The organism is Candidatus Poribacteria bacterium (genome assembly GCA_021295715.1).
Taxonomy (GTDB): Bacteria; Poribacteria; WGA-4E; order WGA-4E; family WGA-3G; genus WGA-3G.
Window position 1 is genome coordinate 89,615 of record JAGWBV010000002.1, and the last position, 24,578, is coordinate 114,192.

The following is a 24,578-nucleotide window of genomic DNA, read 5'->3' on the forward strand; positions in this document are numbered from 1 at the left end:
AACAATCAGCGAGGATGATGAATCCTTATGAAAAACCATTTATCAAGCCTTTGAGCAACTACACAATTCTTTTCTTGGAACAGTGTGCCCACTATTGTACGCATTCATAGTGGTGCTAAAAACGGAGCTGCTTTTATAAATTTTGTTTTGGCTGTATACGGAGCGAAGCGTCCCTTTGATGCCATCGTCGTTGATGCCCCTTGGCTCATACATCGTTTTCAAGAAATATTGTCATCTGACATTGATTTTTCTTTTCTCCCTGATCCGATTGATCTCGAAAGGTTTCAGCCATACCAAGACAAGATAATAGGGAAGCGATGTATAAACGCCATTTTTGACACACAAGAGGTCTTCCAAAAACCCGTTGTCGGAATCATCCTTGGAGAAGTGCCCGAAGTCAATTATCGTGTTGGGGAATTCATTGCTCAGTTGTGTCCAGAACTCTTCTTTGTTGTATTCGCACCTGAGTTACCAGATATGTATTTAAATAATCTGCCTAATAACCTTGTTTTTTATACAGAAACTGAACAACTTGGGACGGATCCACACTTGCTCCCGATGCTATTCAACGCTATGGATATCTGCTTCTTCCATGCAAACTTACAAAGCTCCAGTTCGCTACTGTTCCAGGGTTTGGCTTGCGGAGTCCCTACGCTTATAGGGACGAGTGTTGCTATACCTGAGTTTGGGAACGCCTGTGCTTTTATAGATTCAAAAAGAGAGATTACAGACCACGAATACTTGAAACACGTTCTCGAGGACTCAAAGCAGTTATTGGCAGATAGCTCAGAAATAGATCGGCTCTCCAAGGAGGGCCGGAAATTGGCAGAAAGTTTTTCTTCCGATGCCATTTCGGAGCATTTTATTAACCTTATTCACTCATTAACGCAGCGACAGATCGAAACTGAGGCGATGTCCACTTTCAATTCTTTCCCTAATCTGTTCTGCTATAATTATGATAACAATCATGGGACTGTCCGATCTCAAGCACTTCAGCATCCACACTATTCCGCAGAAAGTATTGAGGTTGGACTTGCTAAAGAGCTTCTCAACTCTCACTCACGCCCGCAGGTTGAGACGCTTCTCACTGAAATATGCGATGATAATAGAGAGAAGGTATCTCACATTTTAGACACACTTTCCGGGTCGGTGCTGTAGTCTGGGTTGTCACTCATACTAATGATTTTGGTGGATATTCGCAAATTTTAAACGAATCAACTCTTACGGGCGGGCGGAACACCCTGCCAGTGAAAGAAGGTACCGGTATCCTATGCAAGCGATTATTCTGTGTGGCGGTTTAGCAAAGCGGTTGGGTGAGACTACGAAAACAGTCCCAAGATTTTGCTTGACATTGCTGATCAAACAGTGTTGAATTGGCAACTGCAACTACTCAAAGAGGCAGGTGTCAGAGAGGTCATCCTCGCCTCGGGCCACCTGCACAATGTGCTGTATGAACGCGTGGGAGACTGCTACGGTGGTGTGTATTCGCTATGCGAAAGAAGAGAAAAGACTCGGTACCGGCGGCGCGATCCGGAACGCTATGAAATATATCACCGCGTCCCCTTTTTTGGCCTCAACGGCGATGTGCTCCTTGATAACTTTTCGTTCCGAGGGATGTTAAATTACTTTCGCCCAAGACATGACAGGATTGTTACTGAGTGTGTATGTTGATGATATGCGTCCCTACGGATAGATTGTATCCGACAGAAACGGGAAAATTATAACCTTCTGTGAGAAACAATTAACCTGTTCTGCAGGATACATCAATGGGGGAATGTATCTCTTCAACGAAGCAATTACTGAGGTGTTTCCCAAGGATAGGGACAGTTTCTCAATTGAACAGAATGTTTTCCCTTACGTGTCCGATTTGTGGACGTTGTGCACCGATGCGAATTGGATTGATATAGGTGTCCCAGAACGGCTAGCGTATGCGAGACAGCACTTCCGAAATGGAGGGTTTCGGTAAAGGGAGTGTCGTTGGTAATCGGTGTTGCGCCTGATATTTTTCAAGTCCCAGAAAGAAGTCGTCTATTTGAGAAAAAATGATACAATAGGCATTGGGGAACTCCTTTTTCAGGGGTTAGGTTACCTCATGATACCAGATGGAGGAAAGAATCTTATGAACCGCTCGTGTTTGTTTATTTTTTTTACACTCAGTCTGATGCTGTTGTACCAAGGGCTGTGTCCTGTTTTGGCAAATGCTCCAGCAACTGCTAAAATCGTGTTTAGCTCCACTCTTGACGGCAACGCGGAAATTTATATGATGAACCCAGATGGGAGTCAACGGGTGAGATTAACCAATCACCCAGCGCGCGATTCGGCACCCGTTTGGTCACCAACAGGCGAACAGATTGTTTTTAACTCCGATCGCGATGGGAAATGGGACATCTACATTATGGATGCGGACGGGACAAATGTGAGGAGGGTGTTTAAGACGCTTGCACATAGAGAACATCCAGCATGGTCTCCCGATGGAAAATGGATTGCTTACACGCTGCATGCTGAATGGGCTATCTATATTGCGAAGACTGATGGGCGCGATGCCAAGAGAATCGCTTCGACGGGTTTTCTTGGAGGGGATCCAGCATGGTCTCCCGACGGAACGCAGATCGCGTTCTGTTTGGCACAAGCTATAAATCCAGGAAGTTACCAACTTCGACTTGTCAACCTAAAGACCGGTGATCAAGAAACGATCCATCCGGAGCCTTGGCTGCGAATGACCCAACCGGCTTGGTCTCCGAATAGCGACCAAATCGCCTTTGCCCACATTCCAGTATTGAGACAGGATGTCCCTAAAGGGACAATCTACACGCTGAATCGTTTTGGTGGCGAACTCAGACGAATTGTTTCTGAGAAGGGTGGGAGGGCATCCCATCCTACATGGTCTCCAGATGGAGAGGAACTTCTTTATCAACAGAAAATCGGAAATCATACGCAGCTCTTTAAAATCAATTTGGGTACGAGTCAAATCCAAAAACTCACCCGCCGTGGTAGCAATTTCCACGCCGATTGGTTTGATCCACAGGTGTTGCCCGTTCAGCCAGCGAAAAAGACAATCACAACAATTTGGGCTGAAGTGAAGAAGGAGTAAAGTGAGTGTGCAGCGTGGGAAAATCCAAAGAAACACCGGAAGTGTTCAGCCTTCAGCGATCAGCGATTAGCAAATTCGCGAGTAAAGTTCGCTCCTACGGGCAGTGTGTTACAGCAAATCGAATGTCTGTCCGCCTTCCGTCTGCCAGTTGGTGAGATTGTCCAGCCGGATTGTTCGTAATCCGACTTGGGCGTTTCCTGTGTAAAAAACGTATCCGACACTGTCTTTGATGTACATACGGGGCCAGCCTACCCAGTTACTGTCGAATTGCTCGGCGTTGATACCGAGACCGGGCAGTGCTGGATTTCTCGGATAGTATTCCCAGTTGATGAGGTCTTTTGAACGTGCGAGTCCTACTGTATCCCACCACCCGTGATGGGACACACCTTCCGGTTTCCATGTGTTGCACCCTTCATACCACAGATACCACATATCATCGACCCGATTCAAGGATCTCGGTCGGACGTGAATCGCGTCCCAGTTATCCAGTGTTTCGGGAGCAAAGACCGGATTCCGCTCGTCGGGATGCCAGTTCACCAAATCATTGCTGTAGAGTAGATACCCGCGATCGCCTGCCAATCCGCGTTGTGGCTCTGGCGTGAAACCCGCGTAGAAAAGGAGATAGCGGGACGGTAACCCTTCAGCACGGATGAGGTCGAATTCGTGCGCGTGGGTGAAGTGTTTGTAGACTGGGTTGTTCGGATATTGAAAGAATGGACCCATCGGATAGTCTGCCATAGCCAACATGAACCCTCGCCATTCTGGGAACTTCTGTGCAGAGAACATGATAGCGACGCGCCCGTCATTTGTAACGACTGCACCGCTGATATAGAGATTATCATACGGCGTATCGAGATAGGAGATAAGGGGTTCAACGTGTCCTTCCCACTGCTTCAGGTCTGAACTCACAGTCACACCGATTGACCGTCTTGAAGACCCCTCCTCATCACCTGCCATTCCTGTCATGACGTACATGTAATACAAACCGTCGTATTCAATAATCGCGCCCGGGATGACCTGTTTCTCATAGAAAGAACCTTTGGGACCACGGGATATAATCGGTTTGGTAATCTCTTGGAGCCATGGGAGGGTTGTCACGGTGAAGGACTGGAGTCGGACACCTGACGGGGTTTCAACGCCAAGGCTGTTGTCAGTGGGTTCGTAAAGGTCTTCCCATTCACCCAACGGGCCCCGCATCCAACCGGTTGTATCGTTGACCCAGAACCTAAAAAAATTGCCTTTCTTCAGAATTCTGATGTTCCACGGCGGTCTTCCGATGTTATTATACGTCTTCCAAGTTCGTGTGTCAGTATTGATTTCGCGGACAATCTTGAATTCGTCAGTAGAAATCGCGAGGTATGCCCTTTTGCCTAACGTTGTATCTCCGGAGAAGAAGACTTTGACCGGTTCGGTGGTCAGTTCTCCTGTCAGCACCAGATTCATTTCGTAGTTTCCAGAGACGCGTCTTTCTGTCACGTTTTTTGTCCTTTGAATAGGTGATCGGTTTTCGGTGAGAGAAGGGTAGGCACAAGACCTACCCCTACAGCGTAACAGATTTAGGTTGCGTCGGTTTTACCGTAAGTAACGGTTGGATCGAGCGGGTAAATCGGATGCCTTAACTTCTGATAGTCATAACTGAAAAGGTTCGGACTGTGAACGCCGGGGGTATCCACGTCCAAAATCTGGTGCGCAATGGGTGTATAGTCTGCGCGAAAATGGACAGCGGATTTGAGGGCGATGAGTTTGCGCGCCTGCGGTTCAATCCCAACACTCCGAAGTACTTGCGCATCGTAAGGTTGAATCCGTCTTTCTGTGAGGATAATCTTAATGCCATTGACTTGGACGACGGCTGTTCTGCCCATGTTCGCAGCGGTGCCGCGCCCCATTGGACCCTTCAAGATAAATCTGCCGTCAGAGAGGGTTTTGACGGATGCTGTTAGCGCGACGGGTGCTCCGTGTTGTGTGTCCGTTTTGCCACCGACATTCAACCGAACACTGTTTCCGACACCTGCTTCAACTGCTTGGGCAACTGATTCGGGATCTGCGATGACCGCGATGATTGCGTCTTGAACATCTGCCTCAATAAACTTTCGTAAAATCGTTGTGCCGTCACAGGGACCGCCACCGCCAGGGTTGTCCGCGCCATCGGCGAGTACAATCGGGTTGCCATCTGTTTCGTTGGCGATTTCGATTGCAGCTTCGACGGTGTGTAAGTTAAAAGTAAACTGCTCGCGCATGTTCCAAATATTGGAGGCGAATTGGTCAGCGTGGGTCTCTGCGAGTGCCATATCCCCGTTGGTGGTGACGAGGACTGAAACGCCAGCATCCGTTATATCCGCAAATGGGAAGCCCATAGAGAGGGTTGCCGTTACAACACCGCGCTCGGTTTCAAGGTGATGCAGTGCTTGGATAACTTCTATCATTGGATTTTTCATTGTGCACTGCGCAGGCGGCGCGGTCAGTAAAGGGAGTTGACGGTATGCCATCGTCGGTTGAATCTTCCCTTGGTTCATACCGAAGAGAAGTTGCCCTGCTTCAAACCCGCGTTCGTAGCAGTCTATGTGCGGATAGGTATCAAACCCGATGATAACATCGGAGTAATGTGCCATTTTATCGGTGATATTGGCGTGTAAGTCGAGTGTTGTGACGATCCACGTTTCACCTACGATCTCACGAACTGCCTGAATCAAGTCGCCTTCGGCATCTTCATGCTCCTCTGTTACCATTGCGCCGTGTAAGTCGAGGAGGACCCCATCAAATTCTCCAGCGTTCTGTAAGAGCGTCAGGAACTCCGCTTTAAGGGTCTGATAAGCGGTTTGCTCTACCATGCCGGAAGGTGTCGCAAACGCCCACAGGAGCGGGACAGGTTGTAAATTGAGTTGTTCGGCGACATCAAGGAAACCGCCGGTAATGGTTCGAGTGCCTCGAAACGCGGCGATAATCTCTTCACCGCGGTGGTAACTCCCCTTTTTGAAACTCTCAATGGTTGTCAAAACGGGTGAAAATGTGTTAGTTTCGTGTCCGATACAACCGACTGCAATTCGCATGCGTTATCTCCTTTCGCACTTGGATACGAAACCAATTTACCATGTATTTATCGGCATAGCAAGCAAAAGTGTGCCAGATTTTTGTTAATCAAAAAGCCAAGATTTGATAAAATGGTTAGCAAACGTGTTTAACTGCCAAATTTAAGAGTTACGAACATTCATACAGGAGCAATCACTATGGAATATACCTATCTCGGTCGGATTGGGCTACGGGTAAGTCGTTTCTGTCTCGGAACTGTCAATTTTGGGGGGCATACATCCGCAGAAGATTCGTTGCCGGTCCTCAGCCGGGCATTGCAATCCGGAATTAACTTTTTCGATACCGCTAACATTTATAACGATGGTTTAACAGAGACGATTGTTGGAAATTGGTTGACAGAGGATAAAAGTCGACGCGATCAGATTGTCTTGGCGACCAAATTGTACGGTTCAACGGGTGAGGGACCCAATGACGGTCGACTATCGGCGTACCATATCCGTCGCGCATGCGAAGACAGTCTACGTCGCCTACGAACTGACCATATAGATTTATATCAGATGCACCATATTGATCGTCGGACACCGTGGGATGAGATTTGGCAAGCGATGGAGCAATTGGTGCGTGAAGGCAAAATTTCGTACGTCGGCAGTAGCAACTTCGCAGGGTGGCACATTGCCCACGCGCAGGGTATCGCTACGCAACGCAATTTCCTTGGACTCGTCTCAGAGCAGAGCGTCTATAATCTCCGCAGCCGGAAAATTGAACTTGAAGTGTTACCGTGTTGCCGCGAACTCGGTTTGGCGGTGATCCCTTATAGTCCGATGGGAGGTGGGCTGCTCTGCGGTGTGCTGGATAACCCGACCACCGGTCGACGGGGAAGGGAATCGCACAGAGAAACGATTGCGACGCATCGAGCACAGTTTGAAGCCTACGAAGCACTTTGCGCCTCAATGGGAGAACCTCCCGCGAACGTTGCTCTGGCATGGGTGCTCAGCAATCCAGACATTACAGCACCGATTATTGGTCCGCGGACGATCGAACAACTTGAGGCGAACTTATCGGTCTTGGAATTGAAACTGGACGATGAAACTCTCGCGAAACTTGATGAGATTTGGACGGGTCCTGGTGGTGAAGCACCAGAGGCGTATGCATGGTAGTACTTAAGCGCGTTAAAGTGAATCTTCGGATATTGGAAACAGATAAGGAGTGAAGTTGATGGCATACGAGAATGAGCTTTTTCAAGAACGCGTCGTTCGTGTGGAGCGTCCGTCAGCACATTGGACGTTGTTGCGCGCCCCGAACGGTGAGTTTCTTGGCGCGTCTGGCGATGGACTTGCAGTTTTTGATTATGTAGATGATAAAGCGATATGGGAGTCGGTTGAAGGTGGCACTGCGTATCGTCATGTGGTCACCGATCTTGTCCTTGAAGCGAAGGCTGCGGGTTCAGAGAAAGGTTGTTATCTTCAGCATAACGGTGCTCGACTTGCCAGTGACGGCACTGCAGCAGTTGATGAAGGAACGGTCTTTTCTCTTGGACATGGACCTGCGCATCTGCCATCGGAGTATCTAAAATCGCTCCAAGAGAACGGTTGGGTATGTCTTCCGTCCATCATAGCACCCGATGTTGTTGAAGAATTGGCGCGGATTAGTTGTACGGGGCGGTGGGATCACGAAACCTATGACCGAAGCACAGGCTCACTGGTGAAGGGTGTTGCCGTGGCACAAGCAGCAACAGAACCAGTGTCCTTGTGGGTGATGCGCCAATATATGCGAACGAGCGAAATTCGACTGGGGCATCCACCCGGTTTCGCGATACTCACGCCGGACGATGGCGAGCGGGATGTGCAAGGTTGGCATTCCGATTTCCCTTACCATTGGGGGATTTTCGCTACGCGTGGCACTGGTCCAGAGATACCACTCCATAATTTCCCGGAATTGGTTATGGGTGTTCAGCGCAATTTGTGTGTTTCCGAATTCCGCAAGGAGAACGGTGCAACCTGTTTCAAACTTGGATCGCATACGCTCGGTGAAGGTCCACCGGACGAATGGGGACCCGGACACATCTATCGACAACCTGGCTATCGAGCTGCCCACGGGTTGCCCTACAACGGACCAGATGCGGATGTCGTCGAGGCACCGGGTGGGAGTTATATCCTCTACGACTCCAGAATTTGGCATCGCGCCGGGGTGAACCGGACAGCGCGTAAACGCGCCGCAATGTTGCAAGCCATCATCCCGATGTACATCATGCCCAAAACGGACACCAGTCGTGCCTATCGGAACTTCATTGCGAGTCCTCTCGTTGAGGAACTGACACCGTTAGAGCTGAAAGAACTCAAAGCCTTGATGATAACCAGAATTGAGGGTTCAGGTGGAAAACATGTCGTCACAACTGATTCGGCACTGAGTGAAATAGTAGGATAGCCGTCAGCAGTCAGTAATCAGCAGTCAGCCAGTAGAGTAGCCATCAGCGGTCAGCAAAGAGGTTATCGCCTCACAAAGCCTCTTGACTGACAGCCGAAAGCCGATGGCTGACAGCCACTAAAAAAGGAGCAAACATGGAAAAACGTCCAAATATTTTATGGTACTGCACAGACCAGCAACGTTTCGACACTATCGGAGCGTTGGGAAATTCACACATCAACACGCCGAGACTCGATGAATTCATGCGTCAGTCAGTCACATTCACCCACGCCTATTGCCAATCTCCCATCTGCACACCTTCTCGTGCGAGTTTTATGACCGGTATGTACCCTTCAGCCGTGAGCGTCACTGGCAACGGTAACGCCGTTTTCCCCGAATATTATGAAGATCGATTGATAACTCACGCATTGGCGCAAGATGGCTATGACTGTGGGTTAATTGGTAAACTCCATCTCGCGAGTGCTTTTGAGGCACAAGAACAGCGCGTGGATGATGGATACCGCTACTTCCAGTATAGCCATGACCATGGGAAACCGAATGCGCTCGGACACGAATATGCCGATTGGCAACGTGCACAAGGGGTCGATCCTGAGGCGTTGATCGCGGAGAAGGCAATTTCTCAAAGGTATCCGAACAGGAGTGGGCGTGTGCATGAACCGTCCCCCGATCGCGATAATGTTCCACCGCACCTGCATCAGACTTACTGGTGCACCGAGAAAACAATCGAATTTGCCGAGAAAAATCGTCGAGAAAATCAGCCGTGGATGCTGAGTATCAATCCATTTGACCCACATCCACCGTTTGACGCGCCGTGGGAGTATTATCGACGGTACGACCCGGAAACACTGCCCGGTCCCTATTTTCAGGAGAGCGATATCGCCTTTCAGTCGCAATTGACAGATGCGGGTATCGATTTCCAATCTCAGGCGAAACCACCTTCGGAGTGGGACGACAAACGGATGCAAGCATCTTATTACGCCATGATAGAACAACTCGACCATGAGTTCGGACGTATACTCGACTACCTTGATGCCGAGGGACTTCGTGAAGATACGATTGTTATCTTCACTTCTGACCATGGAGAGGCACTTGGCGACCACGGGTTGGTATACAAAGGGTGCCGTTTTTACGAAGGATCCGTGGCCCGGACATTTCTTACAGGATGTTCAAAGCGACGCCCTCGTTGAACTGCTTGATATTGTTCCTACACTATATGATGCATCAAGTGTGGAGGTTCCGTACTACGTACAAGGCAAATCTCTTGCCCCACTATTGCGCGGTGATGTTCCTGCCAACGAGCATCGAGAGGCGGTTCGTTGCGAATTTTTCGATGCAATCTCAATGCCCGATCAGACACACGCCACGATGTATCGGGACCAACGCTGGAAGCTTGTAACCTACCATCAAAAAGGGCTTTGTGAACTTTACGATCTCGACAACGACCCTTGGGAACATAACGATCTTTCGGAGCATGCCGATTATCAAGCCGTCAAATGGGAATTGATGCAGAAAAGCTTCGACGCGACCGTTTATGCGCACCCTCAGATGATACCGCGTGTCGCTTCGCACTAACAAAACTGCGACTTTGGTATGCTGAATGGGTGTGCTTTGTAAACGCGATTGGCGTGAATTCGGTTTAAGAATTCACGCCAACGCACAGAGGAATCCGACGGACTTCGGTGGTTTTCCGAGATTCTGCAACCTTTTCACCCTAAAAGTGTGTCACTAAGAAGTAACAACTAACGTAAGTTCAAACCGTAGTAAAGGGTTTTTCTGTGCTTTGTGTTTGCATATAGGTGGTTTTTTGATTCTTCTAAAATTATGCACCATTTCCGCTGCGACGGTGCGTCACTAATAATTGAATGCGATCAGATACCACGTTTAGAAGAACAGTTTTCAGCACGGGTTGCTATGCAACCCTTTCAGTGATCGGTTATCAGTTAAAGATGGTGTTTTGCGGATTTCCCTTGTAAAACGAAGACCTCTTACCGATAACCGAAGGCCGAAAACTGAAAACCACTGAAAAGGAATATTATGGCGACCTCAACAAATAACGGAATGCATGCCGATGACGTTGCTGCAATTGATGAACTCCGAGACGTCTACGACCAGTTAAAGGTATCACTGGCGAGGATCATCATTGGTCAGGAGCAGGTCATCGAACACTTGTCGATATGTCTGTTTTCTCAAGGTCACGCGCTGTTGATGGGGGTTCCCGGCTTGGCGAAAACATTGCTGGTCAGTCGGTTTGCTGAAACGATGGCGTTGCAGTTTAGTCGTATCCAATTCACGCCTGATCTCATGCCGATGGACATCACCGGCACAGACATTCTTCAGGAAATCCCCGGCGGCAGACGGGAGTTCGAGTTCGTAAAGGGTCCCCTCTTTGCAAATCTTATTTTAGCGGATGAGATTAATCGCGCCCCTTCAAAGACCCAAGCCGCTATGCTTGAGGCGATGCAGGAATACAAAATCACTGTCATCGGCAGAACCTACTCTCTGGATCCTCCTTTCTTTGTCTTAGCGACACAAAACCCAATCGAGCAGGAAGGCACATATCCGTTACCGGAAGCACAATTAGACCGGTTCATGTTCAGAATCGAGGTGGACTATCCGGGACGGTTTGAAGAGATTGAGATTGCCCGGACGACGACTGGCGCGTCTCTCCCGACACTGGAGCACGTTCTGACGGGTGAGCGAGTGCGTGCGTTTCAAGACCTTGTGCGTCGCGTCCCGGTCGCTGAGCACATCTACGAATTCGCTGTGGATCTCGCCCGGAGCACACGTCCAAAAGGCGATGCAGCTCCTGACTGGTTGAAGCCCCTCGTTGCTTGGGGTGCCGGTCCGCGGGCGGTTCAGTATCTAATTCTCGGTGCGAAAGCCCGTGCAGCACTCAGTGGCAGCTACATGGCACGACTTGAAGATGTTGTTGCGGTGGCGAATCCAGTGCTGGCGCATCGTGTTATTACCTCCTTTGCTGCGGAGTCTGAGAATATCACCAGTAAAGACATCGTCAATCGACTCCTTGAGGAGTTGTCTGAAGGAAATTAAGGTATGCTGCAACTCAAACGGGATTACCTCGATCAGAAGGTTCTGGAACGGCTTTCAACGCTTCAACTGCATGCTCGGTTGCCTATGATCGGAAGCGTATCAGGCAAACATCGGAGTCCGATTCGCGGTTCGAGCCTTGAGTTTGCAGAATACCGTAAGTACGTACCGGGCGATGACCCTCGAAGACTTGATTGGCGGGCTTATGCGCGAAATGATCGCTACTACATCAAAGAGTTTGAGGCTGACACCAATTTACGGATGTGTTTAATCGTTGATACCAGCGGTTCCATGAACTTCACATACAACGGCATGAGTAAATTGGATTATGCCCGTCGTATCGCTGGGACTTTAGCCTATATTGCGGCACAGCAAGGTGATGCTGTTGGACTCTATTGTGCTGGCACGGGGTTCCACAAAGAGATCCCGCCGAAACGGAGTGCAAAGCATCTTAGCGCGGTCCTTGATGAATTGGGTACGATGGAGGCAACTGGTGAGACGGGATTAGCGAACGTTCTCCATGAAACCGCTGAACGCGTCCCGCAAAGGGCACTCATTGTCGTTCTTTCCGATCTGTTTATCGAACCAGAAGTTGTGCGAAACTGTCTTGAGCACCTACGATTCCGTAAGCACGACATCGCCGTGTTTCATCTGTTGGAGCAGAGCGAGTTGGAATTGGAATTCGATCGCCCAATGCGTTTCGTTGACATGGAGGGAGGCGAACCTATATTGGCGGATCCGACTGTCATTGGGGCTCAATACCAGCGTGCACTCGAAATGTATCTCGAAAGTATGAACACAGTCGTTCAGGATACTGAAGTCGATTACCACCGTATCCGCATCAATGAGAACTACGACGATGTGTTAGCGCGATTCCTATTGGGACGGACACCGAAGCGGCATTCTTAATAGTTTTCAGCAGTCGGCAGTCAGCAATTAGCAATTAGCAATTAGTAGTTAGCAAAGAGGCACCTAATTGCTATCAACTAACAGTGAGCGTAGCGAACGCCCTAACCGCTAACGAGTAAAAAAATATGGGTTTTCTGCAACCGTTGGCATTAATTGCCCTCCCTTTAATCGCGTTACCGATCCTTATTCATCTTATCAATCGGCATCGGCATCGCACGATCCCTTGGGCAGCGATGATGTTTCTCATGAGTGCAAAGCGTATGAGCAAGGGCATGGCACGTCTTCGGCATTTCCTGATCCTATTAATGCGTGTGCTTGCAGTCGCGGCTCTGATTTTTGTCGTCAGTCGTCCGTTATCTGGTGGATGGTTGGGTAGCATTGGAATGAGTAAACCGGATGCTACCTTGATACTCCTGGACCGTTCTGCGAGCATGGAAATGCAGGACTTACAAGCGGGTCAGTCGAAGCGAACCGCGGCACTGCAAAAACTCGCGGAATTGCTGGAACAGGGGGATTACGGGGCGCACTTAATTCTCATTGATAGTGCGAGTGGTCAACTGCAAGAGATAGATTCACCGAAGGTACTATTGGATATACCCATCGCCGAATCGAGTGCCACCAGTGCGGATATTCCGGGTATGCTTGAGTCTGCCTTGGCGTATCTCAAAGCGAATAAGTCGGGACGAGCTGACGTGTGGATCTGCTCTGACTTAAGCGAGAACGATTGGGATGTTGAAAGCGGACGCTGGCAAGCGATATACGAGGAATTTGCGCAGTTAGAGGGTGTACATCATTTCTTGCTGGCATACGCAGATTTACCTTCAAGCAATTTGTCGATAAGGGTAGAAAACGTACAACGATGGGAACGCGGTCACGATGCGGAGCTCGTTCTTGATGTGATAGTTCGGGCGAAGGGGAGCAGTGGCGCAACACTTCAAGGAGTTCCAATTGAGTTTGAAGTCAACGACGTTCGATCTGTCGTTGAGGTCGAGATTGACAGACAGGGTGCCTCACTGAAAGGACACCGTATCCCGATTGATACCAAACTGCGTTCAGGATGGGGTTCAGTTGGGTTGCCGGGTGATGCGAATCCCTTAGATAATCGATTTTTCTTTGTGTTTTCAGAATCGACGGTGCGAAGAGCCGTTGTCGTCAGTGATGATGTAAAGAATGGTGAAGCGTTTCGTCGGGCACTTACTATTCCGATAGCCCCTCGACTCGAACATCGGGTTGATGTGGTCTCCGTGGATCGCGCTGCAGAAATTGATTGGGAAAATACGGGGTTGTTGATCTGGCAAGCGGCTCTACCGCGCGGGTCAGTAGCAGAGCAGATTGCGCAATTTGTTGACACTGGACGTGTGGTTATGTTCTTTCCGCCGAGTCAAAACGCAGATGAACGGCTATTTGGCTCACGTTGGGGGGACTGGCAAACTCCCGGAAGTCAACAGATTTTTAATCCCTCATGGTGGCGTGGCGATACAGATCTGCTGGCGCACGTAGAGAGCGGAGACGCGTTGCCGCTGAACGAACTGCGTATCTATCGATACCGTTCTATTGAAAGTTTTGGGACACCGTTGGCGAGATTTGACGACGATGCTCCTCTGCTCACGCGTGTCGCCACGGATCGTGGTGCGGTATATTTCTGTAGCACGCTACCTACGGCGCAATTCTCCTCCCTCGAACGCGATGGTGTCATCTTTTACGTGATTTTACAGCGGGCATTGGATCAAGGCTGTCGCGCGCTGGCGGTTGCATCGCAACGCGACGCGGGTCCTGACGCGCTGGCTGGTGCTTCGGCTTGGGAGTTAGTGGCACCTGCTGACAATTCGCCACTCCTTTCACAACGCGGGTTACACGCCGGTGTGTACCGAGACGGCGCGTATTGGACGGCTGTGAATCGTAGTCAAATTGAAGACAGTGCTACGGCGGCCCCTGTCGAGACGGTGGATGCCCTGTTTGACGGGATGTCTTATCGGCGGATTGATGTAGATGTTGGGGATACATCTGCCTTAGCGAGTGAATTGTGGCGTATCTTTCTCATTGCAATGATAGTGGCACTTCTTGTAGAGTCGGTATTGAGTTTACCGAGTAAAAAAGTTAGGACGACCCTTTAATCGATTTTTAAACTTTTAACTGAGGTCATAATTTAAAAAATGCAGGAACAACAGGGAAACCTTGAATTTTTCTCAAGTGGCACCTTTTTAGGTTTGAGTTTGGTTGTTATAATTGTGGCAGGTGTGTTGTGCTGGTTGGCGTGGCATCGCAGCGGTTATAGCAAAAAGACAGCGGTGCTTGAGTTACTGCGTTTTGTGTTGATTTGCTTGGTCGTTGTAACCTTGAACCAACCCGAATGGTTGCAAACGCAACTTCCAGATCGGCGTTCGACGCTCGCCGTGCTTTGGGACAAATCTAACAGCATGAAAACTCGGGATGTAGTTTTGACCCACAATTCGATTCCGATACAAAACAGCAAAGCACGAGTTGCGGGTCAAGCACAAGACCTTGACCGAAGAGACCTGAAAAGACGAGACGAGACGATTCAACCGCTGATGTCTGAGGAGGTATGGAAACCTTCGGATGCCAACGACCTCAATGTGGTGTTTGAACCCTTCTCGTCACAGTTAGATCCAGCGGAGGAAGCGACTGATTTGAATGCCGGACTGTCGCAGGTTTTGGACACGCATGCGAATCTTCGCGGTGTTGTGCTATTGTCGGACGGTGATTGGAATGTTGGTAACTCGCCTGTTGAAGCGGCGACGCGGTTTCGGATGCGAGGAATTCCCGTTTTCGCGGTTGGCGTCGGCAGTAAAGTACCCTTACCTGACCTTGAGTTGGTGAGTATGGATGCCCCGACTTATGCGGTTGTCAATAAGCAACTTCGTATTCCGTTTGTCGTTCGCAGTACTTTGGGTCAGGACACGGATGTGAACGTTACACTCAGTATTGACAAAAAATCAACGGTTAGCAAACTTATTCGTGTCCCCGCTATGAGTCAGGCACAAGAGAATATGGTTTGGACACCACCCGCAACCGGTGACTATACACTAACGATGCATATCCCGAGAGATACACAAGAATTAATCCCAGAAAACAATGCGCTTTCTGTGCCGATATCGGTGCGCAAGGAACAATTGAAAGTCCTCGTCGTTGAATCCTACCCACGATGGGAGTACCGCTACCTACGCAACGCATTGGAACGGGATCCGGGGGTCGAATTAACATGCCTACTTTTTCATCCGAAGTTACCGAAGGTCGGCGGAGGACGTAGTTATATCAAGAGTTTTCCCACGACGAACGAACTGAGTCGCTACGACGTGGTGTTCCTTGGTGATGTCGGTATCGAAAAGAAGCAGTTAACAGTCGGACAGGCACAGGACTTACGGCAGCTTGTCAGTGCTCAGGCTTCTGGACTCGTCTTTATGCCCGGACGGACGGGGATGCATGCGTCGTTGATATCGGGTCCGCTGTCGGATCTCTATCCCGTGGTTTTGGACGCTGCGACCCCCTATGGTGTTGGATCAGCGACACCGGGATATTTCGCACTCACGCAGTTGGGACAACGAAGTTTATTAACTCGCCTTGGTGAGACTGAAGAGATTAACCGTCAAGTATGGCGCACATTGCCGGGGTTCTACTGGTACGCTGGTGTCAAACGTGCCAAGGCAGGCACTGAGACTTTAGCGGTGCACGATGGGGTGGCGACGGCTTCCGGACGCGTGCCTCTCATCGTGACCAAAACGTACGGTGCAGGTAAAGTGTTGTTTATGGGAACAGACAGCGCATGGCGGTGGCGGCAGGGTGTTGAGGATAAGTATCACTACCGCTTCTGGAGCCAAGTTGCTCGATGGATGGCGTATCGTCGGCAGATGGCACAAGGCGAATCAATGCGGTTGTTTTATTCACCAGATCGCCCACACGTCGACGATGCAGTGATGTTAAATGCCAATGTGAACGATCCTTTGGGTAGTCCGTTAGATAGAGGCTCGGTTATTGTAGAAGCAATTGCGCCGTCGGGTAAAACACAAACGATCCGACTGCAGCCCGGTGAGGGTGATGCGATCGGGTTGTTCACGGGTTCGTTTGTGCCGAAAGAATCTGGCAATTATCAACTCGTCGCCAGTAGCACTGAAACCGTGGCTTCAGTACAGACCGATCTGTCAGTCCAGGGTTTAAATCGGGAGCAACAAGGACGTTTGGCGCGTTTTGAGGTTTTAGATGAAATCGCCAAAATTACGAACGGCAAGTTAGTGTCGGTTTCTGAGGCGAGGAGTCTGTTGGATTATCTCGCCGCCTTGCCGGAGCCTGAGCCGACGGTGCATCGGACACGCATCTGGGCACACCCCCTTTGGGCGGGACTTCTTATTCTACTACTCGGCGTGTTCTGGATTGCGAGAAAAATGACGGGAGCTGTGTAGCCGTCAGCAAATTAGCCATCAGCAATCGGCAATCGGCAATCAGCAAAGACGCAAGCGGTACAGAACGCCGCTTTTCTTTATTCTCACTGCGAAGCATGCTGAAAGGGTTGCGTAGCAACCCGACCTGACTGCGACGCAAGCCGCGTGTGGGCTTGCGGGACAATGCCATTCTTTACCGATCGCTGAAAGGTTTTTTCGCAAGAAAAAATCGCCCCGACAGCCGACAGCCATTAAAGGAGATTTTCGGTGGACCAGATGCAAACAAAAGCACAATCACAAAATGGAGCGGTCAACCTACCACCGCGTATGAAAGCGGCACTCGAACAGTACCAAAAACGGGTATGGACGATCAAACTCGCTGAAGGTGTACTGGCGGGAATTTTTGGTATCCTTGTCTCATATATCATCGTTTTTTGCTTAGACCGAGTCTTCGATACACCTACGCTTTTGCGATTACTCATTTTAGTAAGTGGTATGGTAGGAATGGTCTTTCTCTTACCTATGAAGTACTACAATTGGGTCTGGAAGCATAGGCAATTGGAGGGGGTCGCTCGGTTGTTGCAGCAAAGGTTCCCACGTTTTGGGGATCACGTGCTCGGTATCGTAGAATTAGCGCGTAATAGAGAGGATCAATTGTCAAGTCCTACGCTGGTTGAGGCTGCCATGCGTCAGGTTGATGCCGAGGTCGCAAAACATAATTTGGCAGATGCGGTTCCGAATCCGAGGCACCGTCGCTGGGTAGGGTCGGTAGCATTCCCATTGGTATTGGTGGTAATCGGAGCCTTTGCAATACCCGCAACGAGTTGGAATACCTTTGCTCGGTGGCTGACCCCGTGGCGTGATGTGCCGCGTTACACTTTTGCCCAATTGGAGGGTGAATCAGGATTGCGTGTGGTCCCGTACGCCGAACCTTTCGATGTGGAAGCACGCCTAAAGGACGATTCGCCGTGGAAACCTGAGTCTGGAGAAGCCCGTTACGCAAACCAAGTCCCGGTGGTTGCGACGCGAGACGCAGCAGCGTACCGATTTCAACTACCCCCGCAAACAAGGGATGGACGGCTCAAACTTCGAGTCGGAGATGCACGACGCTCCATCCGCATCGAACCCAAATTGCGTCCCGCCCTGACGCAGCTTACTGCAAAGGTAGAATTACCAGCCTATTTACAACGCAGTGAACCCCTTGTGGAGGATGTCCGCGGAGGGACACTCAGTTTATTGAAGGGGAGTACCGCAGTCTTAGAAGCCACAGCAACACGAGAACTCGCAGAAGCGACTTTGAATGATCGTCCACAACATGTTGATGGCGCGCGTGTGACGACTGATCCTATCAGCGTCGTAGGAGGGGTTTCTAACCCCGATACCTTACTCCAGTTGGCATGGCGTGATCGCTTTGGTCTTGCTGCCCGTGAACCCCAAGTGATACAGTTAGAGGTGCAAGAAGATGAATCCCCGAGGGTTAGTTTCAACAAACTAAAGAATAATCGTGTTGTCCTTTCGAGTGAGGTTCTCACTTTTGAGATTCAGGCGGGTGACGACTTCGGTGTAAAACAAGTGGGTTTGGAATGGGAAGGCATTGGCAACCCGATTCACAATCCCGAACCTACGAGTGGTGAGAAAACAGTAGCATCCGGCACACCAACTACGGATGTTATGACGGTTGCTGCTACCTTTTCTGCTGTGCGTGAAAATGTGCGTCCACAGAGTCTGCGCCTGCGCGCCTTCGCTGAGGATTATTTTCCCGGTCGCGAGCGCGTCCGTTCACCGGACCTTGTTGTACATGTGCTGACCCCAGCGGAACATTTCAAATGGTTAGTCGGGCAGATGGAACTCTGGATGGGGGCAGCACAGGAGGTCCACGACAAGGAATTGCAGTTGCACGAAACCAATCGTGAACTGCGTGACCTGCCCCCCGAAGCACTTGACGATCCGGCGCAGCGCAGGAAACTGCAAAATCAAGCGGCTGCCGAGCGTGCCAATGCAGCAAGACTTGAGAGTCTCATCCAACTTGGAACTGAACTGGTGCAAGAAGCGACAAAGAACGAAGAATTCGATCCGAATCATCTTGAATTGTGGGCAGAAACACTCAAGATGTTAGAGGAGATCGCAGGGCAGAGAATGCCCTCTGTTGCTGACTTACTTGCGCGGGCGGCTGAGGCACCAGGGATGAGCAACGGTAAGCCCATTAGCAATCAGCCATCAGCCATCAGCCATCAGCAAGAAAACCGAAAGGAGGGGACTGACAGCCGACTGCTGACGACTGATAGCCACTCTGTGGAGAAATACGGTCCTGAGAGCAAGAATCCTCCTGAAGGGTTAGACGAAATACCAGAAGATCCGAATACTCTGGGAGCGGGAGTTAATGTAAATCGAAGCAAACAACCTGAGGGTAAGCCGGGTTATATACCCGCCAATCCCACGCCGCGTGTCCTTGATGTTGAATCCGGTTTCAATGAGGAGGAAGACGCGGCAGGACAGGCACCACAAGTCGTTGGTGGACTCGGAATCCCTACGACGACCCTCAAAGGGAGCGGTAGAAAGGATGAGGAGGAAGAACCCCCAGCTCCCCAGACAGCGGAACTCGTCTTGGAAGCGGTCAAAGAACAGCAGGAATTGTTGGATGCCTTTGCCGAGTTGGCAGCAGAAATGAACAAATTGCTCACAGGTTTTGAAAACAGTACATTTGTGAAACGTTTGAAAGCCGCATCGCGACGGCAGATTGACATCGCAGTGGACCTGAACGATCTGGACGGTTTCGGTCAGGATGCAGGTGATGCAGTGGAAAATGCGTTTGATCGGGAGCGTTTGGCTGAAAAAGAGATCTCGGAGTCTAAGGTAGCATCTACACTGCTACAAGACATGGCTGCTTATGCTGACAGGCGACCCTCCGAAGGTTTCTCGCGTGTGCTTTCGGAGATGCAAGACGCTATTGTATCCGACCAGATGCAGGACATGGCGGCAGCGATTAATGACAATTTTATCGGTGACGCAACAATCGAGGCGGAATTCTGGGCAGATACCTTGGATCGGTGGGCAGAGCAGTTGGTGGATCCGCTCCCTGAAGGAGAACCTCCAGGAGAGGGTGGAATGGTTACATTGCCGAACCTACCCCCGGAAATCGTTGTCGAAGTGATGCGGATCATCAATCGTGAAATCCAATTACGGGAAGAGACACGGAAGCTTGAGCAGGCGAAGGAGGCACTTACTCCTGATGAATACCGTGAGCGCAGCATCGCGCTGTACGATACACAAATCACGCTCACTGAAGACACTCGCGAGGTAGAGGCACAGATGAGTCTTCTGCCTAACGCACAGGAACGCTTCATCCAGGGACAACTCGCGAAGGTAGGACGAGCGGCAGAGGTTATGGAGGAGGTAGAAGACATACTCGCAGAACCGGATACCGGTCCCAAAGCGATTGCTGCAATAACGGAAGTAATTGAAATCCTACTCCAAACCGGACGGGTTCCAAATGCTCCTATGATTACCAATGCACCGCCAGCCACTGCTTCTGCTTTGATGCTCCTCGGTGTCGGTGATGACAGCGGTAGAGCTTCCATTGAAAATCGTTCACCGAGACAGGCAACTGGGAAAGCAGGGCGCGTGTTACCGGAAGAGTTTCGTCAAGGTTTGGACGCTTATTTTGATGCTTTGGAAGGGAGAACCCAATGACAAATCCATGGAAAGAGCCTATTCCGTTCGAGGTATTCGCCAGTTTCAAGAGGATTGAGACGGGCAATCCAATCATTTCTCTGCCACCACCGCTTTGGGCAGCGGCGACCCACGCTATTATCGTTGATGAAACGGTACACTATATCTGGTGTAAGCGTGACCTTGGTGTCCGATGGTTGATAATGCATGCGACGGCTCCGATGAGTGATCTTACCAACATTACACAGGATGCCCGGAATCCTATCCTTGAACCTTCAGCGGATGGCTTCGATGACGCAGCCGTTGAGTACCCTTTCCCGTTTCTGAATCCTGCTGATGGCAAATTCTACATGTATTATCGGGGCAAGGGGAAAACGACCCCTGAACAGACGGGACTACTCGTGAGCGATGGAGACCTTGGTGAGTGGCGACGTGTCCGGCACTCACCCGTCATTCCTGCGGATACCGAACACGAACGACACGGCTCAACCCACCCCTCGATTGCGATAGAGGACGACACAATCCACATCGTTTATACAGGAAAGGCAACACAGTCATTCGGAGAGGGATTGACGATGTGTCATGCGACCGCGCCGACGAGTAATCCAGCATCGGTCAGAAAAAATCCTGACAATCCCGTTTTTACGGGGAGCGGACAAGCGTGGGACAGTAAATCCGTTCGTGAAACCGAGTTGTTCAAGGATTCACAGTACTTCCATATTCTCTATGGTGGATACGATGGCGAAGTTTGGCGGATTGGGCACGTGCGCACTCGCGATTTCCATACCTTTGAACCGAACCCCTATAATCCGATATTTACACCGTCTGACGATCCCGATGCGTTTGATTGCGATGGGGTGCTGACAGGCCAGATCTTCGAAGTTGGAGACACCTACGCTATGCTTTACGCAGGCAAGAAGGGTCAGGAATGGCAGACGGGCTTGGCTACAATCCGAGAAAATTAGAGGAGGACTGAAGAGATGCGTCATTTACGATATGTCTTAATAATGGGTGCTTGCGTCGGTATGTCGCTTGGCGTTGTTTTTGCACAGGACAAGGTTCTGAGCGTTGGGACCCTCCGAGGTCACATTACTGATTTAACGCCAGCACAGAACCCGGTTGAAGGCGTTGAGGTCAAGATTGTTGCCCAAGATGGCGGTAAGGAGTTTATAACTGAGACAGATGCAAAGGGGAATTACAAACACGCCTTGCTTCCCGCCGGACGCTACATGATTAGCATATCTAAAGAGGGATACGACGAGCGAGTTGGGCGACCTGTTAATGTCGTTAAAGGTGGTGACCACTTCATCCCGCTCAAAATGGCTAAAAAAGGCAAAATCAAAATGTTCGTTGACGTGCAACGGGATGAAAGAATGAACATTGTTATCAAACAGCGAATTGTATCCCTGCTTCAACGTGTCGCCGAAGGTGTCGGCAAACGTTACGATTTGGATGAGGCAGCTGTCAAAACACTTCATCAGTCATTTCTCGATTCAATTGAGGGGGCATCGGAATCGGGTGGCGATCTGAGTGTCTTTGCAAAGCCAGTGGAAGAAGGAAACATATCGTTGCTTGAAATGTTATTATCGCATCCGGTTTGCCAGGCGGCGTTCGCTAAACACTTGAGCGAGGCACAACTTCAAGATTATTTGGAATTTACGGAGGCACGAGAAGTTCGAGATCGACAGGCAGTCGTTCAGTGGATTACTGCCATACTTGATAAGGAACTCAGTTTGAGAACAGAGCAACGCGAAAAGGTTGTCCAGTCGCTACTTGATGCAACAGAGAACGAACTTTTTCCGAACTCAATGAACGCATTGCGGCTCAAGCCACAACAAGCGGCACAGTTGATGCACTACAGGTTAAAAATTTCATTGGATGGCATTTTAAGTGAGGCACAGTCCAAGGTTTGGCAGGGATTGGTTAGGGCTAAGGCAAACAAAGTGGATATGTTTATTATCGCACCAGAGGTCGGTATCCAAAAAGTAATCAGGGCTGAGAAGATAAATGACGGAGATGTTGCCGCCCCGAACAAGAGGTTTGTGTTTATCCCCGATGAACCAGACAAGCATGTTGGAATAGAGAAAGAATTTGAAGTCGTGATCGATGATATAATGATTGATCGACAAGAACAGCAACCTTGGATTGAGCTTAACACTAATATAGCGGAATCGCAGGAGCAAAGAATGGAGATCGCCGAAGCTAAACTCGTAGCACATACCGAGTTGTTAGGCACCCTCGATGAACGTGCTGCTCGACGTTTGGCACTCGTTGCCAAGGGTGTGGCACAACAGCACTTTGAAGCCCACGACGAAACCCGTGAAGCGTTATCCCGGGAAATCGAAGCGGATCTCACGAAGAAAGTCGAAGATGGCAAAATGACTCGTGAAGAGGCGACTGCGATGCTTAACTTCACTCTGAAAAACGCGATGGATGAATTATGGGGAGATGGAGGACCAAACATTGAGATTACAAGTCATCCGCTGTATCAACAGGCGATCAAAGATGTGCTTTCTGAAGAGGCATTTGCGGCATATAGCAAACACCAAACCGAGAGAGTGGCTTTGCATCAACAGGTGTTACGTGATGTAGTGGTGGCGTGCACCGATATGCATCTGCTTTTAGATGACACACAACGGGAGCGGTTGGAAACGGCAGCATCGCAGTTGGTACCGAACCTACTTAGCAAGAGAAGTCCTTCGATCTTGATGTTTTTCCAACTCTTTCCACAGACGGTAGATTTTGAAGTCCTGACAGCCTGGCAGCAGACGGAGTTTGAACGTGTATTCGGTCCGATGGTATGGAGGAGATAACGATGATGACAGTTTCAAAGTCTGTAAAGTGTGCTAAAGTCCGTAAAGTCGTCAATAGCTTTCATCGGGAATCGGAGTGTTTTTGCTTAGGCGTTTCCCCCTTTCCTACAGGAAAAGTCGGGAATCGGAGTTCCCGCCTGCTAACTTGCGAACTTTTTTATTTTTTTCTTGTGATGCTGGTCATATTTTTAATTGAAACCGCGAATGCCCAGGAGGTCGCCCTCCGTTATGGGACGGGTGTCCCTGCGGCAGTTCGTATCATCAATGATCGCGGCTTACGCTATCTTGCGAACACGCAAATGGAGGACGGCGGTTGGTCAGGTGCGGGGAGCGGACCCGGCGTAACAGGAATTTGTGTCATGGCATTGATGGCGAGTGGCGAAGATCCTGACTTCGGTCCTTATACCACGAACATCCGTAAAGCCTTGCAGCATATTATCAGCAATCAGGATACAAGGACGGGATACATCGGTGGGACTTGGGGCGGACATGGATCGATGTACCAGCACGGTTTTGCTCTCTTGGCACTCTCCGAAGCGTATGGTGCGGTCAGTGAACGACTGCTCTGGGAAGGGAGCGATGTCCCATCTCAACGGCGACGCACCCTTAGCGAAGCATTGGAGCTGGCAGTGCGCTCCTCATTGACTTCACAGCGGAAGAATCCGTGGGGGGCTTGGCGTTACTCTCCAGATTCCCAAGATGCTGACACAACTGTGGCTGGAACTGTGTTGATGGGCGTACTGGGTGCTCGAAATGCCGGTATTGAAATTCCCAACGAAGCCGTTGACAAGGCGGTGAGTTTTTTCCAGACACATACGATGCAAAACGGGAGTGTAACGTATCAGATGACAAGCAGTCACGGTGGTGGACTCACTCGGACGGCAATTGGTACCCTAATTTATGCGATTGCAAAAAGAAAGGATACGCCTGAGTACAAAGCCGCTTCTGAGTTCATCAAACGTAGAATTGACCAGCGCGGTACTGGACATCTGTTCTATAATCTTTACTATATGGCGCAGGCGCTGTTTCAAAGTGACTTTGAGGCGTGGAAGGCGTGGAATCAGAGGACCATCGAGTGGCTTCAGAAGACACAGGCAGAAGATGGCAGTTTCTCGAGTTCCCATGGCAGAGCCTACGGCACGGGTATGGCTATCCTCGCTTTGGCGTTGAACTATCGTCTCTTGCCTATCTATGAAAGATAGC

15 protein-coding genes and 1 pseudogene are annotated in these 24,578 nt (G+C 50.0%); 14 read left to right on the top strand and 2 right to left on the bottom strand.

What is annotated here, in order from left to right:
- Nucleotides 1-147: 147 nt before the first annotated feature.
- From J4G07_00820 to J4G07_00830, 3 genes are all read left to right on the top strand, one after another.
- Nucleotides 148-1,158, top strand: coding sequence for a glycosyltransferase (locus J4G07_00820; GenBank protein ID MCE2412522.1), 1,011 nt, complete (start codon nucleotides 148-150; stop codon nucleotides 1,156-1,158).
- A 616-nt stretch (nucleotides 1,159-1,774) separates the two neighbouring features.
- Entirely contained in the window at nucleotides 1,775-1,966 is a 192-nt protein-coding gene (locus J4G07_00825) for a hypothetical protein (protein ID MCE2412523.1), read from the top strand.
- A 153-nt stretch (nucleotides 1,967-2,119) separates the two neighbouring features.
- Nucleotides 2,120-3,091, top strand: coding sequence for a PD40 domain-containing protein (locus J4G07_00830; protein ID MCE2412524.1), 972 nt, complete (start codon nucleotides 2,120-2,122; stop codon nucleotides 3,089-3,091).
- A 108-nt stretch (nucleotides 3,092-3,199) separates the two neighbouring features.
- Here the strand turns inward: J4G07_00830 and J4G07_00835 are convergent, their stop codons facing one another.
- Nucleotides 3,200-4,567, bottom strand: coding sequence for a hypothetical protein (locus tag J4G07_00835; protein MCE2412525.1), 1,368 nt, complete (start codon nucleotides 4,565-4,567; stop codon nucleotides 3,200-3,202).
- Nucleotides 4,568-4,647: 80 nt separating this feature from the next.
- A complete protein-coding gene (locus J4G07_00840) occupies nucleotides 4,648-6,138 on the bottom strand; it encodes a M81 family metallopeptidase (protein MCE2412526.1) in 1,491 nt (496 codons plus the stop codon).
- Between the two features lie 177 nt (nucleotides 6,139-6,315).
- Between J4G07_00840 and J4G07_00845 the strand changes: the two genes are divergently transcribed.
- From J4G07_00845 to J4G07_00895, 11 genes and pseudogenes are all read left to right on the top strand, one after another.
- Nucleotides 6,316-7,275, top strand: a complete 960-nt coding sequence (locus J4G07_00845; GenBank protein ID MCE2412527.1) for an aldo/keto reductase — start codon at nucleotides 6,316-6,318, stop codon at nucleotides 7,273-7,275.
- Nucleotides 7,276-7,333: 58 nt separating this feature from the next.
- Nucleotides 7,334-8,542 (top strand): phytanoyl-CoA dioxygenase family protein, encoded by a 1,209-nt coding sequence (locus J4G07_00850; GenBank protein ID MCE2412528.1) that lies wholly within the window; start codon nucleotides 7,334-7,336, stop codon nucleotides 8,540-8,542.
- Between the two features lie 134 nt (nucleotides 8,543-8,676).
- Nucleotides 8,677-10,114, top strand: a pseudogene (locus J4G07_00855) (sulfatase-like hydrolase/transferase).
- Between the two features lie 462 nt (nucleotides 10,115-10,576).
- A complete protein-coding gene (locus tag J4G07_00860) occupies nucleotides 10,577-11,593 on the top strand; it encodes a MoxR family ATPase (GenBank protein MCE2412529.1) in 1,017 nt (338 codons plus the stop codon).
- Between the two features lie 3 nt (nucleotides 11,594-11,596).
- Nucleotides 11,597-12,499 (top strand): DUF58 domain-containing protein, encoded by a 903-nt coding sequence (locus J4G07_00865; protein ID MCE2412530.1) that lies wholly within the window; start codon nucleotides 11,597-11,599, stop codon nucleotides 12,497-12,499.
- Between the two features lie 125 nt (nucleotides 12,500-12,624).
- Nucleotides 12,625-14,613: a BatA domain-containing protein gene (locus tag J4G07_00870; GenBank protein ID MCE2412531.1), complete on the top strand. Its 1,989-nt coding sequence runs from the start codon at nucleotides 12,625-12,627 to the stop codon at nucleotides 14,611-14,613.
- A 39-nt stretch (nucleotides 14,614-14,652) separates the two neighbouring features.
- Entirely contained in the window at nucleotides 14,653-16,914 is a 2,262-nt protein-coding gene (locus J4G07_00875) for a VWA domain-containing protein (GenBank protein ID MCE2412532.1), read from the top strand.
- Nucleotides 16,915-17,169: 255 nt separating this feature from the next.
- Nucleotides 17,170-20,583 (top strand): hypothetical protein, encoded by a 3,414-nt coding sequence (locus tag J4G07_00880; protein MCE2412533.1) that lies wholly within the window; start codon nucleotides 17,170-17,172, stop codon nucleotides 20,581-20,583.
- Complete coding sequence (locus J4G07_00885; protein ID MCE2412534.1) at nucleotides 20,580-21,527, top strand: hypothetical protein; 948 nt, start codon at nucleotides 20,580-20,582, stop codon at nucleotides 21,525-21,527. The genes J4G07_00880 and J4G07_00885 overlap by 4 nt, the downstream gene beginning before the upstream one ends.
- A gap of 15 nt (nucleotides 21,528-21,542) precedes the next feature.
- Entirely contained in the window at nucleotides 21,543-23,375 is a 1,833-nt protein-coding gene (locus tag J4G07_00890; protein ID MCE2412535.1) for a carboxypeptidase regulatory-like domain-containing protein, read from the top strand.
- Nucleotides 23,376-23,548: 173 nt separating this feature from the next.
- On the top strand, nucleotides 23,549-24,577 hold the full coding sequence (locus J4G07_00895; GenBank protein ID MCE2412536.1) for a terpene cyclase/mutase family protein: 1,029 nt from the start codon (nucleotides 23,549-23,551) through the stop codon (nucleotides 24,575-24,577).
- Nucleotide 24,578 lies beyond the last annotated feature (1 nt).

Excerpts from the sequence above, each read along its gene's own strand:
- J4G07_00860 (MCE2412529.1), top strand. The coding sequence starts at position 10,577 with ATGGCGACCTCAACAAATAACGGAATGCATGCCGATGACGTTGCTGCA.
- J4G07_00895 (MCE2412536.1), top strand. The coding sequence starts at position 23,549 with ATGCTGGTCATATTTTTAATTGAAACCGCGAATGCCCAGGAGGTCGCC.
- J4G07_00830 (MCE2412524.1), top strand. The coding sequence starts at position 2,120 with ATGAACCGCTCGTGTTTGTTTATTTTTTTTACACTCAGTCTGATGCTG.
- J4G07_00890 (MCE2412535.1), top strand. The coding sequence starts at position 21,543 with ATGCGTCATTTACGATATGTCTTAATAATGGGTGCTTGCGTCGGTATG.
- J4G07_00850 (MCE2412528.1), top strand. The coding sequence starts at position 7,334 with ATGGCATACGAGAATGAGCTTTTTCAAGAACGCGTCGTTCGTGTGGAG.
- J4G07_00885 (MCE2412534.1), top strand. The coding sequence starts at position 20,580 with ATGACAAATCCATGGAAAGAGCCTATTCCGTTCGAGGTATTCGCCAGT.
- J4G07_00825 (MCE2412523.1), top strand. The coding sequence starts at position 1,775 with ATGTATCTCTTCAACGAAGCAATTACTGAGGTGTTTCCCAAGGATAGG.
- J4G07_00875 (MCE2412532.1), top strand. The coding sequence starts at position 14,653 with ATGCAGGAACAACAGGGAAACCTTGAATTTTTCTCAAGTGGCACCTTT.
- J4G07_00870 (MCE2412531.1), top strand. The coding sequence starts at position 12,625 with ATGGGTTTTCTGCAACCGTTGGCATTAATTGCCCTCCCTTTAATCGCG.
- J4G07_00865 (MCE2412530.1), top strand. The coding sequence starts at position 11,597 with ATGCTGCAACTCAAACGGGATTACCTCGATCAGAAGGTTCTGGAACGG.
- J4G07_00845 (MCE2412527.1), top strand. The coding sequence starts at position 6,316 with ATGGAATATACCTATCTCGGTCGGATTGGGCTACGGGTAAGTCGTTTC.
- J4G07_00840 (MCE2412526.1), bottom strand. The coding sequence starts at position 6,138 with ATGCGAATTGCAGTCGGTTGTATCGGACACGAAACTAACACATTTTCA.
- J4G07_00880 (MCE2412533.1), top strand. The coding sequence starts at position 17,170 with ATGCAAACAAAAGCACAATCACAAAATGGAGCGGTCAACCTACCACCG.